The sequence below is a fragment of the Vulcanibacillus modesticaldus genome (assembly GCF_001730235.1).
Classification (GTDB): Bacteria; Bacillota; Bacilli; order Tepidibacillales; family Tepidibacillaceae; genus Vulcanibacillus; species Vulcanibacillus modesticaldus.
The window spans coordinates 1-19160 of the sequence record NZ_MIJF01000030.1; the positions used below are offsets into that span (position 1 = coordinate 1).

Annotated in this window: 15 protein-coding genes, 1 riboswitch and 1 other annotated feature; of the genes, 3 read left to right on the forward strand and 12 right to left on the reverse strand. The window is 33.3% G+C overall.

The window, feature by feature from the left end; genetic code table 11:
* Window positions 1–313: 313 nt before the first annotated feature.
* From BHF71_RS06895 to BHF71_RS06940, 10 genes are all read right to left on the reverse strand, one after another.
* The gene (locus BHF71_RS06895; protein ID WP_218064933.1) at window positions 314–1657 is read right to left on the reverse strand and encodes a glucose-6-phosphate isomerase; all 1344 of its coding nucleotides are present in this window, start codon (window positions 1655–1657) and stop codon (window positions 314–316) included.
* Between the two features lie 46 nt (window positions 1658–1703).
* On the reverse strand, window positions 1704–2663 hold the full coding sequence (locus BHF71_RS06900) for an ROK family protein (RefSeq protein ID WP_069656939.1): 960 nt from the start codon (window positions 2661–2663) through the stop codon (window positions 1704–1706).
* Between the two features lie 154 nt (window positions 2664–2817).
* A complete protein-coding gene (locus tag BHF71_RS06905; protein WP_069656940.1) occupies window positions 2818–3933 on the reverse strand; it encodes an aminopeptidase in 1116 nt (371 codons plus the stop codon).
* A gap of 52 nt (window positions 3934–3985) precedes the next feature.
* Window positions 3986–4933: an aldo/keto reductase family protein gene (locus tag BHF71_RS06910; protein WP_069656941.1), complete on the reverse strand. Its 948-nt coding sequence runs from the start codon at window positions 4931–4933 to the stop codon at window positions 3986–3988.
* 98 nt (window positions 4934–5031) lie between these two features.
* A complete protein-coding gene (gene mobA, locus BHF71_RS06915) occupies window positions 5032–5628 on the reverse strand; it encodes a molybdenum cofactor guanylyltransferase (protein WP_069656942.1) in 597 nt (198 codons plus the stop codon).
* 84 nt (window positions 5629–5712) lie between these two features.
* The gene (gene megL, locus BHF71_RS06920) at window positions 5713–6903 is read right to left on the reverse strand and encodes a methionine gamma-lyase (RefSeq protein ID WP_069656943.1); all 1191 of its coding nucleotides are present in this window, start codon (window positions 6901–6903) and stop codon (window positions 5713–5715) included.
* A 173-nt stretch (window positions 6904–7076) separates the two neighbouring features.
* A complete protein-coding gene (locus BHF71_RS06925; protein WP_069656944.1) occupies window positions 7077–8096 on the reverse strand; it encodes an MBL fold metallo-hydrolase in 1020 nt (339 codons plus the stop codon).
* Window positions 8097–8237: 141 nt separating this feature from the next.
* Window positions 8238–10244 (reverse strand): diguanylate cyclase, encoded by a 2007-nt coding sequence (locus BHF71_RS06930; RefSeq protein WP_069656945.1) that lies wholly within the window; start codon window positions 10242–10244, stop codon window positions 8238–8240.
* Entirely contained in the window at window positions 10245–10859 is a 615-nt protein-coding gene (locus BHF71_RS06935) for a histidine phosphatase family protein (protein ID WP_069656946.1), read from the reverse strand.
* A gap of 36 nt (window positions 10860–10895) precedes the next feature.
* Entirely contained in the window at window positions 10896–12110 is a 1215-nt protein-coding gene (locus BHF71_RS06940; RefSeq protein WP_069656947.1) for a hypothetical protein, read from the reverse strand.
* Window positions 12111–12581: 471 nt separating this feature from the next.
* Here BHF71_RS06940 and rpsD point away from each other — a divergent pair, with 471 nt between their 5' ends.
* Both rpsD and thiT read left to right on the forward strand, forming a co-directional pair.
* Window positions 12582–13181 carry a 30S ribosomal protein S4 gene (gene rpsD / locus BHF71_RS06945; protein WP_069656948.1) on the forward strand — a complete coding sequence of 200 codons (600 nt, stop codon included), beginning with the start codon at window positions 12582–12584 and terminating at the stop codon, window positions 13179–13181.
* A gap of 120 nt (window positions 13182–13301) precedes the next feature.
* A riboswitch (TPP riboswitch) is annotated at window positions 13302–13410 on the forward strand.
* A 96-nt stretch (window positions 13411–13506) separates the two neighbouring features.
* On the forward strand, window positions 13507–14055 hold the full coding sequence (gene thiT, locus BHF71_RS06950) for an energy-coupled thiamine transporter ThiT (protein ID WP_069656949.1): 549 nt from the start codon (window positions 13507–13509) through the stop codon (window positions 14053–14055).
* 25 nt (window positions 14056–14080) lie between these two features.
* On the opposite strand, the gene tyrS is transcribed toward thiT, so the two are convergent.
* On the reverse strand, window positions 14081–15337 hold the full coding sequence (gene tyrS / locus BHF71_RS06955) for a tyrosine--tRNA ligase (RefSeq protein ID WP_069656950.1): 1257 nt from the start codon (window positions 15335–15337) through the stop codon (window positions 14081–14083).
* 52 nt (window positions 15338–15389) lie between these two features.
* Window positions 15390–15624 (reverse strand) — a binding site (T-box leader).
* 130 nt (window positions 15625–15754) lie between these two features.
* On the opposite strand from tyrS, the gene BHF71_RS06960 reads away from it, so the two are divergent.
* On the forward strand, window positions 15755–18874 hold the full coding sequence (locus BHF71_RS06960; protein WP_069656951.1) for a penicillin-binding protein 1A: 3120 nt from the start codon (window positions 15755–15757) through the stop codon (window positions 18872–18874).
* A gap of 59 nt (window positions 18875–18933) precedes the next feature.
* On the opposite strand, the gene BHF71_RS12335 is transcribed toward BHF71_RS06960, so the two are convergent.
* On the reverse strand, window positions 18934–19160 hold a 227-nt coding region (locus BHF71_RS12335), incomplete at its 5' end, for a transposase (RefSeq protein ID WP_084024272.1).

Sequence of the window (19160 nt, forward strand, 5' to 3'; positions counted from 1 at the left end):
GGTCTAAACTTATTGAGTTGTCACAGGAATTTATTTTAGAGCAACAGTCTGCTTAATCTAACAGTATTAATTAGGCTCTGTTTTAAGAGTCTGCTTCAGTATGCTCTTTTTTGTCACTGTTTAAATGAAGTCATGCTTTTGCTATACTTGTTTAACCCTTTGTGAAGTTCTTTGTTCCCCAATTTTGTCATTCTTAATTTCTTTTTCACCAAACGTTTAATTTTTCATAGAACTTTTGACACTACCCAAGCTGTTTTTTTTCATTGTAACATGTAAAGGAGAAAAAATAATTATCTAATTTTTGTAAATCTAATTATTTTCTTTTAATTAGCTCTTGACGTAATTCCTCGTAACCCGGTTTTCCCAATAATGCAAACATATTCTTTTTATACGCTTCTACACCTGGCTGGTCAAAAGGATTTACTCCTAATAGATAACCACTAATCCCACAAGCTTTTTCAAAGAAATAAATAAGTTTGCCCAAATAAAATTCATCCATTTCCGGAATATTAATTACAAGATTTGGAGTACCTCCATCGACGTGTGCTAATAATGTTCCTTTAAATGCCATTTGATTTACAAAATTCATAGTTTTATCACTTAAATAGTTTAATCCATCTAAATCCTCTTCATCTTCATAAATTTCTATATCTGCCTTTGGTTTTTCGATATTTAAAACTGTTTCAAACAAGTCACGTCTTCCGTCTTGTAAATATTGCCCCATTGAATGGAGATCAGTTGAGAAGTCAACTGAAGCAGGAAAGATACCTTTTCCATCTTTCCCTTCACTTTCACCAAACAATTGTTTCCACCACTCAGCAATATAGTGCAAGGATGGTTCATAATTTGCTAAAACTTCTATCGTCTTTCCTTTACGGTATAGAATGTTTCTGAGCGCGGCATATTGGTAACATTGATTCCTCTCTAAATCTTCTTGACTATATTCCTCTCTACCTGCTTTAGCACCTTCCATCAATTTATCGATATCTATTCCTGCAACTGCAATTGGAAGAAGTCCTACAGGAGTTAAAACAGAAAATCTTCCACCAACATCATCAGGTATTACAAAAGTTTCATAACCCTCTTGTTCAGCCAGTTTTCTTAATGCTCCTTTGTTTCTGTCAGTGGTAGCGTAAATCCTCTCTTTTGCTCCTTCTTTCCCGTATTTATCCTCCATATATGATTTCAACATTCTAAAGGCTATCGCCGGTTCAGTTGTTGTACCTGATTTAGAAATTACATTAACGCTAATGTCTTTTCCATCGATAATTTCTAATAAATGTTTCAAATACGTTCCGCTGATATTATTTCCTAGGAAATATATCTGTGGTGCCTTTCTTTTTTCTTCGGGTAAGTCATTATAAAAAGAGTGAGCTAATGCTTCAATCGTTGCCCTCGCACCAAGATAAGACCCTCCTATACCAATAACCAAAAATACTTGCGAATTTTTTCGGATTTTCTGTGCAACATTTTTAATTCTTTCAAACTCCTGTTGATCGTAATTGACTGGATAATCCACCCAACCAAGATAGTCGTTTCCTGCACCGCTCTTATTATGAAGCATTTTATGAGCAACTAAAATCTGTTGCTTAAGGCTTTCTAATTCATGTTCCTTAATTAATGAATTACTGTAATTAAAACTAATATTTTTCATTATTCAACCTCCAAATTCAATATATTATCCTGTCATAATCTTTGATTGACTAGTTAATTTTATGTTGTTTGCCTAGCATAGCTGCACCAATGATACCTGCTTCATTTCCTAATTCAGCTAATTTTATTTTTGTAACTGGGATATTCTTAAAGTTCTTTGTTCTATTAACTTCTTCTCTTACTTTATCTAATAAGAAGCCCCCAACCTTAGAAATCCCTCCACCTAGCACAAAAATTTCAGGATCAATTATATTTATAAGGTTTACAATTCCAATACTTAGATATTTAACGAATCTATCCACTACTTTCTTGGCAAGTTGATCACCGTTAATAGCTGCTTCAAAAATTATTTTCCCATTCAAATTTTCATAGTTTCCTTGAATTTTATCAGCAATCACTGTTTCAGAATTTTTCTCTTCCATTAACTTTTTTGTGTAGTTAATGATTGCACTTGATGAAGAAAAGGTTTCAAGACAACCATTTCTACCACAATTGCAATCGTAATAATTTTCGCCAACTACCATATGACCAATTTCAGAAGCTATTCCGTTAAATCCCGTATGTATTTTACCGTCTATAATTATTCCTCCACCTACCCCGGTTCCTAAGGTAAGAATAATTCCACTTTTAACTCCCTTCATTGCCCCTGCTTCAAATTCTGCTAAACCAGCTAGAGTTGCATCATTATCAATAAATACAGGAATTCCTAAAGCGTTTTCAATTGGAACTTTTAAAGGTACGTTTTCCCAATTTAGGTTTACACACTGTATAACATCGCCTGTTTTATAGTTTACTAAACCGGGAATCCCTACTCCAATAGCTTTTATTCCTTCTTTTGGAAAACCATAATCATTTATTATTTCTTGTATTAAATTAATAATGTCCATTATTATAGCTTCTGCGGTTCTTTCACTTTTTGTTGGTATTGATTTTTGATACTTTAATCTTGCTTCTTCATCTACTAATCCTACTGCAATATTAGTACCGCCCAAATCTACTCCTATATACACGAATATCCCTCCTATCACTCATCTAATAATAAACCAAATCTTGTTTTTCTAGCAAGTAATGTTAAAGTTATTCCCCATAATTTCCATAAATTCTTATGGAAACTAATAAATAATTAAAAAAACTCCTTGGCTTTATGCCAAGGAGGGCAAATACTTATTTTAAATTCTCTGGATTTAGTGGTTCTAATTCAGGAGTTACAAACCTACCATCTTTCCGAATTAACACATCATCAAAATAAATTTCTCCTCCACCATATTCTGGACGTTGAATGTAGACTAAATCCCAATGGATATCGGAGCGATTGCCATTATCTGCGTCTTCATAAGCTTTACCTGGGGTAAAGTGAATGCTACCAGCAATCTTCTCATCAAATAAGATATCTTTCATCGGATCAAGGATATATGGGTTTACACCAATAGCAAACTCTCCTACGTACCTCGCTCCTTCGTCAGTATCAAATACTTTATTGATTCTCTCAGTATCATTTGCAGTAGCTTTAATAATTTTACCATCCTTAAATTCTAACCTAATATTTTCATAGGTCACTCCTTCATATAAAGTCGGAGCGTTATAGGTAATATAACCATTTACAGAATCTTTGACAGGAGCTGTATATACTTCACCATCAGGGATATTCATCTCTCCAGCACATTTAATCGCTGGAATTCCCTTAATCGAAAAAGTGAGATCAGTTCCTTCACCTTTAATATGTACTTTATCAGTTTTATTCATCAATTCTACTAAAGCATCCATTGCCTTTGACATTTTACCATAATCTAAATTACATACATTAAAATAAAAATCTTCAAATGCTTCGGTACTCTTATTAGCCAATTGTGCCATTGAAGGGTTAGGATATCTTAGTATAACCCATCTCGTACGATTAACGCGTTCTTCAAAGTGAACAGGACTTAAGAAATATTTAGAATAAAGCTTCATTTTTTCATCTGGAACGTCAGATAATTCATTTACATTGTTACCAGATCTAATACCAATATAAGCATCAACCGTTTTCATTCTTTCCAATTCCCAAGAAGCCATATCCTTTAGTTGTTCTTCTGTTGCTTCCATAAGTAAGGCACGGGTTATTTCTGGTTTTTTCAAAGTTACATAAGGGGTTGCGCCAACTTTATTAACTTGCTTTACTAGTGCTTTAATTAATTCCGTTTCATCCCCAATCATTTCTATTAGGACCTTTTCTCCCTTTTGTAACTTAACTGAGTGCTGTACTAATTGCTTTGCTAATTGATCAATACGTGGATCTTTCATAATAACGCTCCTTCCAAAAAATATTACAACATATGATATTAAGAAAAATCTGCTATGCTAAAATATCATCAATACGCTTTAATACATCTTGGGTAAGTTCTATTTCAACTGCTTTTACATTTTCTTCGATTTGCTCAGGCTTACTAGCTCCAATAATTGCACTAGAAACATTCTTTTGAACTAAAACCCATGCAAGAGCAAGTTGAGCAAGGCTTACTCCTAAATCATTTGCAACTTCCTTTAACATTTCGATTCGCTTAAAATTCTCGTCTGTCATAAAACGAGCGATCATTTTACTTCCATTTTGATCAGCTGCCCTACTACCTGCTGGAGCCGCCTGTCCTTGCTTATATTTACCAGTTAATACTCCCTGTGCTAAAGGTGAATAAACCACCTGTCCAATACCATATCTTTCTGATAATGGGATAATTTCATCTTCAATATAACGATCAAACATATTGTACACTGGTTGATTAACAACAATTCGATCGAGTAATTTTTTATCAGCCAAATGTATTGCTTCGGCAATTTGGGCAGGTGTCCATTGACTAACTCCTATGTACAATACCTTTCCTTGTCTAACTAAATCATCAAAAGCACGTAATGTTTCCTCTAATGGCGTCTCTGGATCATAACGATGTGCATAATACAAGTCAATATAGTCATGTCCAAGACGCTTTAAGCTTGCATTTGCTTGTTCAATAATATGTTTACGTGATAGTCCACTATCATTTACTCCATCACCCATTGGAAAGAAAACTTTTGTTGCTAGGACATATGATTCCCTAGGAAATTCCTTTAATACCTTCCCAACTATTTTCTCAGCTTCACCTCTACGATAAACATTAGAGGTGTCAAAAAAGTTAATACCAAGTTCATATGCTTTTCTAATAGATTTAATAGCATTTTCTTCTTCTACATAACCACCATAGGTTAACCAACTTCCTAACGATATCTCACTTACTTTAATTCCTGTAGTCCCTAGTCGACGATATTTCATCATATCTCCCCCTAACATTAATATTTACCTCATTCTAACATACTCACCAATGCAAAACTATTTAACAACCTACTTCTCCAATATAAAATAAATAAATGTTAGTTATTGTCAATTCTTGATTTTACAGATTCATAATCCATTGGAGAATTCATATTAAAAACTAAATTTTCTAGATTATCATCAAGAAAATATTTAATTTCCTCTTCAGTGACAACTCTGACATTCAACTGCTTTAATAGTTCTTTAATCTTCAATTTATCTTTTAATAAATGTTTCTCAATGATAGGCAAAGTAGATTTATTGTAGACCGAAAATAATGGATGGATCTCGCCAGTAATTTTTGGCGTTACTACATCATACTCTTCAATTTGGCCTATAAGATAAACTGCTAACTCCGGAGAGATGAAAGGCATATCGCATGCAACAATGAGGTTTATATCAAATGAAGATGTTGACAATCCCGCATGAATCCCTGCGAGAGGACCTCTCCCTTTAATTTTATCTTCAACCATTGGTAAACCTAAAAAATCATATTCTTCCATATTGTTGGTAACAAGAATGATTTCTGAAAAAACTTCCGCTAACCTATCTTTAACCATTTCAATGACCTTTCGACCATTAATTTCTAGTAAGGCTTTGTTAGTACCCATACGTTTAGATTTTCCACCTGCAAGGATTATCGCACCTGCGTTCATTAACAACACCTCATCATTATTCTATAAGCAAAATGTTAATAAAACAACCTATGCCAAAAGAACATAGGTCGATAATAAGAAAAATTATTTTACAAATGAGAAAGCTTGTTCTAAATCAGCAATAATATCGTTCGCATCCTCTAAACCTACTGATAGTCTAACTAAACCATCTGTAATCCCCATCTTTAATCTCTCTTCTATTGGCACAGTTGAATGGGTCATTGAAGCAGGATGTTGAATTAAGGTATCAATATCTCCTAAACTCACAGCTAATTTACATATTTTAACATTGTTCAACAAATCAATACCTGCTTGTAATCCTCCTTTAACCTCAAAGCTGAGCAATCCACCTGGTGCTTTCATCTGTTTTTTGGCAAGTTCGTATTGTGGAAAACTAGCTAAACCAGGATAGTAAATTTTCTCTACCTTTGGATGTTGTTCTAGATACTCAGCAATCCTCATCGCATTTTCAGAATGACGATCTAGTCTAACTGATAATGTTTTTAAACCCCGAAGTAATAACCAAGCATCAAACGGCGACATAACTGATCCAACATTCTTAAGAGCCGCCATTTTTATAGTTTTCATCGTTTCTTTTCTTCCCACTACTAAGCCAGCTATCACATCACCGTGTCCGCCTATGTATTTGGTTGCACTATGTAAAACAATATCTATTCCAAGATCTATTGGACGTTGTAAATATGGGGACATAACAGTATTATCAACCACAGAAATTGTACCAAGTTCTTTAGAGAGTTTTGCTACTTTCTCTAAATCAACTAACTTCATAGTTGGATTAGTAGGTGTTTCTATATAAATCATTTTTGTATTTGGTCTAATATATTTTTTGATTTCTTCATAGTTGGACATATCAATAAGTGTAAAGTCAATGTCAAACTTTTCTTTGATCATTGAAAAAAATGAATATGTTCCACCATATATTGCATCAGTAGCGATAATGTGATCACCACTTTTTAATAAACTAAAGATTACCGCTGAAACAGCACCCATACCAGAACCAAATGCGACTGCCGCCTCTGCCCCTTCTAATACAGCTATTCTATCCTCTAATAGCTTAACTGTCGGACTTCCTAATCTCGTATAAATATATCCCTCTTGTTCACCAGAAAATCTTGCCCGCCCTTCTTCGACATCATTAAATACGAATGTTGAGGTTTGGAATATTGGTGGTGTTAATGAGCCATAGTGTTCTTTTGATGAGTATCCTGCATGAATGGCCTGTGTAGAAAAACCCATTTTCTTTTTTTGATCCATAGTACATCCCCCTTTTAATATAAAATGAAAACGCTAACATCTTGTTCCAATTTAACAATAACATACAAACAAAAATATAGTAATACTTATATAAAAATTATTTTAATCATGATTGGTTATACGATTATTAAAGGCTTAATTCTCTATTGTTCTTATGAGAATTAAGCCTAAATCTAACATGATTGAACTGCCTTCTCACCCGTTAAGTAATACTTAATTACCCCACTTTGAACTATAGAAGTAATTTCGTTGTTATTTTCTAAAATATCTAACACACCTAAAATTTCTGAAAAATACAACGGGATAAATTTTTCAAATCTATCAGGGTACACTTCTTTCATAATATCTTTAACACTTAAGGGTTCATCTTTAAATACTTCTCTCACTTTAAATACTCGTTGTTTAATACGATTTAACTGTTGATCAATCACTTCGTATGGTGTTGTAATCATTTTTCCGTGCCCTGAAAAGACCTGCTTTATCTTTATTTTTTTAATCCGTTCAAGTGAATTTTGATAATCAACAAGACTTTTAGGCCTATCACCATCTTTATCAAAAGGTGGTTCAATAAATGCTCCTGGAGAAGTATTTTCAATTATGTGATCACCTGCGATTAGAAGCCCCTTTTCAAGATTATATAGTGAAATATGTCCTTGAGAATGACCAGGATTATGGATTATCATCCAGTCTGGTAATCCTTCGGGAGTCACGCCCTCTTCCAATACACCATCAACATTAATAGGTTCAATAAATTGATTGAAATAATCATTAAATTTACTAACTGCTTCAACTTGTTCTTTAGATAAACCATGTCTTAAGTACAATTGCTCAAAAAAATTATATTTTTTTTGTACAATATCATCATTTTTTTCCAACCATGGGACTGATTTTTTATGAGCATACACTTTTAATTTTGGATGGTACTCTAATAATACCGACAGAAGGCCACTATGATCAACATGATGGTGAGTAACTATAACTTGATCAATATCCTTGATTCTAAAACCATTTCTATTAAGATGATAAATAAATGATTTCCATGCCAACTCAGTCTTAGGTCCCGTATCAACCAATGTTACTTTTTCTCCTAAAATCAGATAAAGATTAACTGAACCAATAATAAATGGAGTATTTATTTCAATTGGAATTACTCCAATACCATTATTAACAAAAGTATCAGCGAGACCATTCATATATATCATTCCCCTCAAGTTATGTGTTTGAAAATTCAATCAATTTAATTCTACAACTTTTTAACATTTTCTTAAAGCCCACAATTTAAAAAAGATTAAAAAAAGTTAAAAAAATACCTGTTGGCCTCTATCACCAACAGGTCATGTTATTGATTTTTCTTCATCATATACTCTTACCTGATTTTTTCCACTATTTTTAGCATTGTATAATGCATGATCCGCTTTTCGAACTAGTGATAAATAACTTATATCAGAATCATCTGCTTCCCAAGTCGCAATTCCACAAGATACCGTTACCCTTGGATTAGTCTCATTTTTAACTCTCTCAGTTATTCGTCCACCAATTTGTACAGCAATTTCCGTATACATTTTAGGCAAATATATCGCTAACTCCTCACCACCCCATCTAGCGGCAATGTCTTCTTCTCGAATACTACTCTTGAGAATTTTAGCTACTTGATTTAGCACCCGATCGCCTACTTGATGACCATAAGAATCATTTATCTTCTTAAAATCATCAATATCAAAGAGTAACAAAGAACCATATTTATCTTTCTTCTGAGACTCTTCAATTTTAGTATCCAAATATGACCGGTTATATAATTTAGTCAAGTAGTCTGTAACTGCCAAACGTTGAATCTTGCCATGTAGTAACGAATTTGTCAAAGCTAATCCTAAATGTTGGGTAAATAATTGTAAGATTCTCAAGTCCTCATAGGAAAAATAATTTGGTTGCTTACTCGCCACACTTAAGATGCCAATTATTTCTTCACGAGCAATTATAGGTACAGCTATCAAGGAACGTAACTTAGACTCGTGAATTAATTGATCATCAATGTATTGGTCTTTCTTAATATCTGAAAAAATAACAGGTTCTTTTCTACTGTATACATACCCCATATATCCATAATCTAATGGGATAGTGGTTATGTTATCAATATTTTCATTATGAGCAACGAGTGTGAATTTTCTTTTATTGGCTTGAACTACAAAAACATGATGTGTTTTGAAAATTTTCTCTAATTCCGATATAGCAACTTTTAGAATTTCTTCTTTATCTAAACTTCGATTTAATTGTTTTGTTAATTCATTGATAAGTTGTAATTCCCTCACTGAATTAATCGATTGTTGGTAAAGGTTGGCGTTTTCAAATGCTGTACCGATAATTTCAGCAATGCTTGAAATAAACCGAACTTTTTCATCATCATAGTCACAATGATCACTACAACTTAAATGGATAACTCCGTATATTCCTTGTTTTCCTTTAATCGGTGCTGCTAACTCATTAGCATCATCACTTATAATCAAGCTTCCCTCTAAGAATGCTTTACCATTTATATCATTCTTGTCAGGAATTATATTAATTAATTTAATTGATACATTAGGAATAAAATAATCATGTGTCAACCATAGCTCTAATTTGTTATTGGGGTAAAACAAGTTGATACTATTTATTGCCTCTGACAATACCTCATTGACATCAAAAGTAGAATATAATTTTTGAGTTATTGTGTACAATACATCTCTTTTCTCAATTTCTCTTTCTAAACGTTCAAATTCACGTTCTTCCCCAAGTAACAATTCATATCCAATAACCAATCCTTCTAATAATTTTAAAGCCTTTTCCTTGTTTCCTGAAAATGTTACTAACCCTAAAATCCCAACCAAATGATTATCATCAAAAATTGGAACAGCAATTGTAAGATACTTTTGCAATGAAGATAATAAATGTTCTTCTTCTTTAACACAAACGATAACCTGGTGTTCAGCTGCTAATCCTATTGCGTTAGCCCCAATAGTTTTGGTACTCCAATCAACAAATTTAAGTTCATTTTTCAATAAGAAATCCGGGATAATAGAATCAGCAACAAAGTCAAGCACTTGTGCTTCTTTATTCGCCAGAATTAAGATCTCATTGTCTAGTAATTGTACTTTATTCCCTATTTTTTTAACAAAACGCTTAAAAATTTTCACTAGCAACTGATTTTTCTCAATATCTGTAATCTGATGAGTTTTCAATAGAGGTTTTGCTTTGGCCATCATCGCTACTTTGTTTGCATTATTAATTAATCTAAGACGTTCATTATTTTCGATGCAATATCTATAATTTTCAACGCTAGTAGCCATAAGTTTTTTCCCTTCTTCCAACTAAATCACTTCTAAATGTGATTGGTCATTAATCTCTTTTATGTTCCAAGTCAGTTTCAAAAGATCAAAAGTTATCGTTGTAATACCCGTATTTACTATACGTGTTCTACCAGGTCCTAAACTGCCACCGCTGATCTCATGTAAAAAAGCATTTATCGCTGCACCGTGACTTACAATTACTATATCTTCATTAATGTGTTTTTTACACAAATCCAGTACCGCTTTATAGATCCTAGATTTGAATACATCATAGGGTTCTACGCCGTATGCCCCTATATGCTCAATATTTCTCATATCCACTTCAGGATGTTTTGCTTTTAATTCATCAAGTTTGATTCCTTCCAATCGTCCAAAATTCCGTTCCCTTAAACCAATATGAGTATGAACATTCAATCCAAATTGATCTGCAATCTTCTGTGCAGTTGCCTTGGCCCTTATTAAATCACTAGAATAGATAGCATTCAAACGAATCCCATCATCGAATATGCGTTTTGCAAGTCTTTTGGCTTGCAACTCCCCTATTTTATTCAACGGTATATCCTGTTGCCCCTGATATCTTCTTTCTCTATTCCAATCCGTTTCACCATGTCTTATCATATAAATAGTCGTTTCCATTAAACTACCTCTTCTATAACTTGATTTTAAAGTTCATTATGTTTGAAAATTCTGAACTGGAACCATCTCTAATACATCAGGATCCCACTTGAACTCAATCGTTCTATATAAACTTTTTGTTTCAGAATCAAATTGATCAATGATAAAATACTGCAAAGAATCATTATTATCTTTTATTAAATTAATCCTATAATAAAAATCTCTACCCAATGACTGCTTTTGTCGTTGGGCAGAAGCCCCTCTACTGTTAAAAACCCCTTGGTAGTTACCATACCATTCCATTTTTCCAGAAGGATCTAAATAAATCCACTGCTTAACTTGTTCCAAATAACCCTTATCTCCAACCCGCTCATTATCACCTGATATCGCAATAAATCCTTTATTACTACCTGTGTTCCATTGGTTATAGATAAGGTTAAAACTACCATATAACCAATTATCAACTCCTTCTTTAACACCTTCATCACTATTGTTACTTGTAAGGTTTTCCAAATTAACAAACTTCAAAATAAAGTCCCGATCTCCTGTTGTATAATAGCTCAGATGGTATATAAATGTTAACCATTCTGGTTTCCCCGGGAAACTAAATAACTCTAAGTACCCGTAAAAATCTTGCTGATCAACTAAAAACAATGTCCAAGTATCCTTAAACTCTAAATTGTTGATTTTCAAATTTACACGCTCATTATTTTTGGTAACTTCAAAGACCCATGAAGTTTTATTAGCTTGATAAGCTAAACCATTTTTCCAAATCAATTTCTTTGGAGGAACATTAATCTTAAAAACATCCTCAAGCGCTTCTTGAGCTAAAGCCAATTCATTAGAATCTAACAAATTCTCATCATCCGGAACAAAGATCGAATATACTATATTACCTGTAATTGTATCAAATATGTTTACTAAATAACCTTGCTCATTTGTTTCAATATAATTTATTAATGATACATAACGACCATCAGAACTGAATCCATGCAAATAAGAAAAGTGATTAATTGATATATGCTTAATAAACGTTGAATTAATAAACAATTTTTCTAATTTTGGTACATCTCTTAGATTGTATAAAGAAGCGAAATCGTACGATGGACTGTTATCTTCCGGTTTACTCCATTCGTTCTCATCTGTTTTGTTTGGAATCTCATTTTGATTATCATTAAAAAATTCTAGCTTAGAACAGCCAACAGTTAACAATATCAGCATAAACAAAAAAACAATGATGATAATCCGTTTTTTTACCTTCAGCCAGCCCACCCCCTCAATCTCATTCTAACATATCAAAAAAACTTTTGTTGAAATATGGCAGTAATTCAAAATAAAGAGATACCTTTAATATATTATATCTACATGAATTAAGATTACAAGAGGTGGATATCAAACGAACTAAACAATAAAAGAAAATATTTCCACTATATTAAAATTAAATAAAATTAAAAATATTCCTGCTGAAATTTTTAATTTTTAAAAAAATATTTCACTAAATAATAAGCTTAACATTCAATAAACTTGACATCCGAGTTACAAAAGTTTTATTATATAAGTTGTGATTATAGGTAGTTATGTTTTTGACGTGAACACCCTCACTCATTTTGTGCTTATAAGACAGCGGCTGATTTTTTCTTATAAGCCATAAGTTGTTGCTACCGCAACTTATGTAAAGCAAAATTGAGCACGTCAGTTTAATAGTAAATATTAAATTCAATTTTGAGAGGGGATTTGTTTTTTATGGCAAGATATACAGGACCAAAACACAAATTAAGTCGTCGAGTAGGTATTTCATTAAGTGGTACTGGAAAGGAAATGAAGCGTCCTTATCCACCTGGACAACATGGACCAGGACAACGCAAAAAATTGAGTGAATACGGACTTCAACTTAATGAAAAACAAAAGCTTCGTCATATGTACGGCTTAAACGAAAAGCAATTCGCTAACCTATTTGTTAAAGCTACTAAGATGCATGGAGTTGTTGGTGAAAACTTCATGGTTCTCCTTGAAAGTCGTTTAGATAATCTTGTTTATCGTATGGGCTTAGCTCGTACTCGTCAAGGAGCTCGCCAGTTAGTAAATCATGGACATGTCACTGTAAATGGTAAGAAAGTTGATATTCCTTCTTATCAAGTGCAAGTAGGAGACGTAATTGGTTTACGTGAAAAAAGCCGTAACTTAACTGTTGTTAAAGAAGCTTTAGAGGAGCGTAATTACCTACCAGATTACGTTACTTTTGATGAAAATGCAATGGAAGGTAAATTTGTTCGTCTTCCTGAACGTTCCGAATTACCACAAGAAATCAACGAGAAGTTAATCGTTGAGTACTACTCCAGATAATTTGATAGCCATCCAATGGAAATCCATTGGGTGGTTTTTTCATTTTAATTTTATTTATTGCTTTAATTAATGTTCTTTTTTCTTTAATTTAATGATATACTATCAATGGAAAACAAAATATTGGGCCACTAGGGGTGCTGTAAAGCTGAGAACAGCGTTTGTTAAGCTGTAACCCTTAGAACCTGATTTTCTGGGTAATTCCAGCGAAGGGAAGTGGTTTTTATGAGTATCACCTAACACTCTGTAAACCAGTCCGTTTATAGAGTTTTTTTTTAGCTAAAACTGAAAATTAAAATTATAGACCAGAAGTGAAAGGTGGATAATCATGAATAATCGTATTCGTATCATGACTGAAATCGCAATTATAGCAGCTTTAGCTGTTTTATTAAACGCAATCAAAGTTTATGAAGCTCCTTTTGGAGGCTCTGTATCCTTGGTGATGGTGCCAATCTTTTTACTTGCTTTTAGAAGAGGAATCGTCCCAGCGATTATTGCCGGAGCTTTAACTGGGACCATAAAAATCATATTGGGAGCTTATATCGTTCATCCCGTCCAATTTTTATTAGACTATCCTGTTGCTTTTGCTCTTTTAGGTTTTGCTGGTATTGTTAAAATCAATAAAAACCTTTCTCTTAAACAAAAGAGTATCTATCTAACAATTGGTATCATCTTTGCTTCTTCATTAAGATTATTAAGCCATTTTGTCTCTGGAGTAATTTGGTTTGGACAGTATGCACCAGAAAATATGAATGTGTACCTATATTCTTTACTTTACAATCTATATTACCTAGTTCCAGAAATGATTATTTCAATAATCGTTTCCATATTTATTATCAATAAAATTCCTAATTTTTTCATCAGAGAAGATAATTAAGAGGACTGGTTTCAGTCCTCTTTGATTATTGTAATTTAATTTTAGCAAATTTTCTTTTTCCTACCTGAACTACCATATCTTGCTCGATGTTAACTTCATAATCTAAGTCATCTACTTTTTGACCATTAATCTTCACGGCACCCTGTTTTACCATCCTACGTCCTTCTCCATTAGATGGTACCAACCCCAAAGTTACAATCAATTTCACGATCCAGACCTTACCACCTTCTAGTTGTTCTTTTTCTAATTCCACAACTGGAATATCATCTGGTAAAGCACCCTTTTGGAAAACAGTTTTAAAATGTTGTTCAGCTTCTTTAGCTGCTTCTTCACCATGGTACATTCTAACAAGGGTATAAGCTAACTTCATCTTGGCATCTCTTGGGTGGATTGCTTGTTCCTGCAAACCTTTAACCATCCGTTGGACTTCTTCGTGTGGTAAGTCCGTAACTAATTGGTAATATTTAATCATAAGTTCGTCTGGAATTGACATTGCCTTTCCATAAATTTGATTTGGCTCTTCATCAATACCAATATAGTTACCCAGACTTTTACTCATTTTTTGTACGCCATCTAATCCTTCAATCAATGGCAACATCAAAATTGACTGCTGTTCTACACCATATTCTTTTTGTAAGTGCCGTCCCATAAGTAGATTAAATTTTTGGTCAGTTCCACCAATTTCAACATCCGACTTTAGGGCTACAGAATCATAGCCTTGCATTAAAGGGTAGAAAAACTCATGAATACTTATCGATTGATTAGCCTTAAACCTTTTTTCGAAATCGTCTCTTTCTAACATCCTTGCCACTGTTATTTTACCAGCTAAATTAACTACATCAACAAAAGTCAGAGGTTCAAGCCATTCGCTATTATAATGAATTTCTGTTTTTTGTGGATCCAATACCTTAAACAATTGCTTTACATAAGTTTCAGCATTTTCTCTAACTTGTTCTTTACTAAGCTGTTTTCTAGTTTCAGATTTACCAGTAGGATCACCAATTTGACCAGTAAAATCACCGATAACAAGTTGAACAGTATGTCCTAATTCTTGAAACTGTCTTAATTTTTGTAAAGGTACCGTATGTCCAATATGAATATCTGGAGCAGAAGGGTCCAAGCCAAGTTTAACTTTAAGAGGCTTATTCTCCTTAATTGACTTGGCTATTTTCCTTTTAAATTCGTCCTCTGGTATAATCTCAACCGCCCCACGACTAAGTATCTCCCATTGCTTCTCTAACTCTCGTTGTTGTTCATCAGTTAGCATTAAATCTTTGTCCATAACAAAACCCCCATTAGAAATATTTTTACCTAAAACAAAAACCACATCCCAATTTAGGGACGTGGTTGCACGCGTTACCACCCTACTTAAGAGTACAAAAAGAGTAAAGGAGATAATGTACTCTCATCTTAATTTAAATAACGGCAACACCGGAATAGGCTATTTAAAGGCTCACCTATTCAGCTCTAGCAGGGTAATTCAGTTACAATAACGTACTGATTTGCACCAAACACCAGCTCTCTTTAAGCGATTATTATAACCTACTAAACTGCTTTCATAGCTTTACTATTATTATATTATAATAAAAGATATTTACCATAATAATTAAACATTGTCAACATCAACAAAAAACTTCTATAACCTTAAAGCTTTATTCACTTATTTTGTGCTATAATAGCAAATTAAGGGGGAATTTAAATGGCGCAAAAGAAAAAACCCAGAAAATCTAAAAAAAGTACTAAGCATTTTTCTTCTTTCCTAAAATTCACTTTTATCGTCATCATCTTAGGAACTTTTTTAGTAGCTGGAGTTGGGGCTGGACTTATAGCAGCATTAGTAAAAGATGATCCTGTACGAAGTCCTGAAGAAATCCGTAGTAAAGTTTTTACAAATAACCTAACCGGATTTGCTTACTTTTCTAACAAGAATAAAAGTGGTAGTTATCAATTAATCGGAATGTTAAGAGCAGACGAAGATAGACGAATTATTGAGTTTGATGAGATCCCTAAAAATGTTTACAATGCCTTTTTAGCCATTGAAGATAGAGATTTTGAAACGCATTTCGGTATTAATATAAAGGCATTAGGAAGAGCTGTATTACAACAATTATTAAATAGCGATGTAAGAACTGGTGGTAGTACAATAACTCAACAATTAGCTAAAAACACCTTTTATTCCTTTGACAAAACTTTTGAGAGAAAAGCAAAAGAAATCTTCTTAGCATTGCGAATGGAACGAATTTTATCTAAAGAAGAGATTTTTACAGCTTATATAAACAAAATTCATTTTGGAAAAGCTGCAAATTTAAATAATGTTTACGGTATTCAAGCAGCAGCGAAAGGGTACTTTAATAAAGATGCTGAGGACTTAAATTTAGCAGAAGCAGCGTTCTTAGCTGGGATACCACAAAGACCGACAGCATATTCTTCGTTTAACAGTCAAGGGTTTGACGAGGAGGGCTATCAGTTAGCTAAAGAACGACAGGAATTAGTACTTAAAAGGATGTTAGAAGAAGGTTTCATTACGACTGATGAATATGAAGAGGCCTTAGCTTATGACATCAAAGAAGCATTTTCAAGTTCCGCATCAGATGAAAAAGCATATAATAGATACCCATATTTAATGCTAGAAATTGAAAATAGAGCGGCAGAAAAATTAATTGAAAGTTTAAATATGGCATCTGGTACTGACGATTATAATAAAGTCTTTGAATTAGCAAGACAAAAATTACTAACTGGTGGTTATAAGGTATATACCACAATTGATAGAACCGTTTATGAAGCAATGAACGCCGTAGCAAAAAATCCTGACAATTTTAATAAGCCAATAAGTTATGATTTTGAAATGAGAAACGGCAAAGTTATTCCAATTGAAAACGCATTAGAAGAGGTTGGTGCTACGCTAATTGAAAATAAAACTGGAGCAATTCTAGGATTCGTTGGGGGTAGAGATTTTTACACTTCCCAAATAAATCATTCAAACTTTAGAGGTTCTACTAAAAGACAACCAGGTTCATCGATTAAACCATTATTAGACTATGCACCAGCATTGGAGTTAGGATATATTCAACCAGCAACTCCAATTGATGACATTCCTTTAGGAACTGAATGGGAACCAGAGAACTGGAACAAAAAGTATAATGGAAGAATAACAGCTAGAGAAGCACTTAACTGGTCATTTAATATTCCTGCAGTCAAGGTTTATAAGATGGTTGGCATTGACAAAGGATATGAATACTACACAAAATTAGGATTTAGAGTAAATGAGAAATTTTTCAAGCAAGCAGGTTATACTCCAGCTATCGGAACAATTGAAACTTCTCCTGAAAGAATGGCAAATGCATATACTACTTTTGCAAATGGCGGAACCTATATTGACGCATATCTAATCGAAAAGATCGAAGATAAAGATGGAAATATCGTATATCAACATCAATCAAAGCCGGAAGTAGTATTTAGTGAACAAACAGCTTTCTTGATTACTGATATGTTAAGAACTGTAATTTCTAATGGTACAGGTGGAATAGTACGTAAATTTATCGGTAATGAACTAGATGTTGCTGGCAAGACAGGGACAACAAATGACTCCAAGGATTTATGGTTTATAGGTTATACTCCTGAGGTAACCCTTGGGGTATGGGTTGGATATGATTTCCCGTACAAATTAAAGACCGGCTCAATAGCCTCTCAAACTTGGGGTAGAATATTATCTGAAGTATTAAAAGCAAAACCTGAACTTTCAGCTACTGATGCAAAGTTTACGCGTCCAGAAGGTATCGTTAAGATGGAAGTATCAAGCACATCTGGTAAACTTCCTTCTGAATTAACTAAAGAAGCAGGATATTTAGTTTCAGATTGGTTCAATAAAAAATATATCCCAACAGAAATCGACGACTCACTAGAAAAAGCACGAGTTATAACATTTGATGATACACGCTATCTTGCCAAACCTGAAACACCTGATGATATGGTAGAGATAGGAATTTACTTTAAGCGTGAACCTTACGTACTTCCATATAAAAAAGATAAAGAAGGAGAAATATTAAAGGATGAAAACGGTGAAGGAATAAGAAAAGATAGACCTGTAGATTATGAGAAAGAGCTACCTAATCAGGTAGATCCTAGAACTTCTACTGGTGAAAATTTAACTCCACCTTTAAATCCATTAATAAAGATACAATCAGGTAAAAATATTCTTTCATGGGATAAGCTCATTAATGAAAATGTGGTTGGATACCGAATTTATCGTACTTCTACTTTTGAATTTGGATTTATTAAAGTTGGAGTTGTAAAACAAACAAATTTGGAACCAAACAGATTATATTTTGAAGATGTCGTAGAATTTAATGATCAATACGCTTACTACATTACTACAGTTGATGTTATGGGGAATGAATCAAAACCAACTCAACTACTTGGATTCAACTTAACAAACAATGAACAATTAGATAATAACAATCCTTTTAATGAAGAAAATATGAATGATAACATAGAAGGTAATACTGATATAATACCTGGCCAAAATAACGATCAAATTGCAATTGCAATACCAAGCGCACCTAAGAACCTTGGTATAATGCGCATTGGTTTACAAATTACCTTAACATGGGATGAAAATCCACCAGACGATTATGTTACTAAGTACAATATTTATTACAGTTCAAAACTAAGAGGAGATTATAATTTAATCGGTAGTTCAATCAAGCCAGAATTTTCATATGAGCTTTTAACTGATAAAAAAGGTTTCTTTTATGTAACTGCCGTCAATAATAAGGGAGAATCTGATAGATCAAGAATCATCCAAGTAAGAACACAATAAAAAACTAAGAAAAGCACCGTCATATTAATAATGACGGTGCTTCAGACTGAAGACTAACCTCATGCTAAATTACCTAGTATGAGGTTATTTTTGTCAAAAATGCTTAAAATCTTGGATGAAATAAAAAATTGAGAGCGATTCGGACGTCTCTTCCACGTCCAATTCGCTAGCTTTTTCAAATTCATGGCAGCAAAAACTAACATCGCCTGCATCGAGACTTTTTTCAAACCTCTTAACGTAGTCCAACGCAAACCATGTTTCTCTTTCATATCTGCAAATACTCTTT

Coding starts and splice junctions, on each gene's coding strand:
- BHF71_RS06905 (WP_069656940.1), bottom strand. CDS start 3,933: ATGAAAGATCCACGTATTGATCAATTAGCAAAGCAATTAGTACAGCAC.
- BHF71_RS06910 (WP_069656941.1), bottom strand. CDS start 4,933: ATGAAATATCGTCGACTAGGGACTACAGGAATTAAAGTAAGTGAGATA.
- mobA (WP_069656942.1), bottom strand. CDS start 5,628: ATGAACGCAGGTGCGATAATCCTTGCAGGTGGAAAATCTAAACGTATG.
- megL (WP_069656943.1), bottom strand. CDS start 6,903: ATGGATCAAAAAAAGAAAATGGGTTTTTCTACACAGGCCATTCATGCA.
- BHF71_RS06925 (WP_069656944.1), bottom strand. CDS start 8,096: ATGAATGGTCTCGCTGATACTTTTGTTAATAATGGTATTGGAGTAATT.
- BHF71_RS06935 (WP_069656946.1), bottom strand. CDS start 10,859: ATGGAAACGACTATTTATATGATAAGACATGGTGAAACGGATTGGAAT.
- rpsD (WP_069656948.1), top strand. CDS start 12,582: ATGGCAAGATATACAGGACCAAAACACAAATTAAGTCGTCGAGTAGGT.
- thiT (WP_069656949.1), top strand. CDS start 13,507: ATGAATAATCGTATTCGTATCATGACTGAAATCGCAATTATAGCAGCT.
- tyrS (WP_069656950.1), bottom strand. CDS start 15,337: ATGGACAAAGATTTAATGCTAACTGATGAACAACAACGAGAGTTAGAG.
- BHF71_RS06960 (WP_069656951.1), top strand. CDS start 15,755: ATGGCGCAAAAGAAAAAACCCAGAAAATCTAAAAAAAGTACTAAGCAT.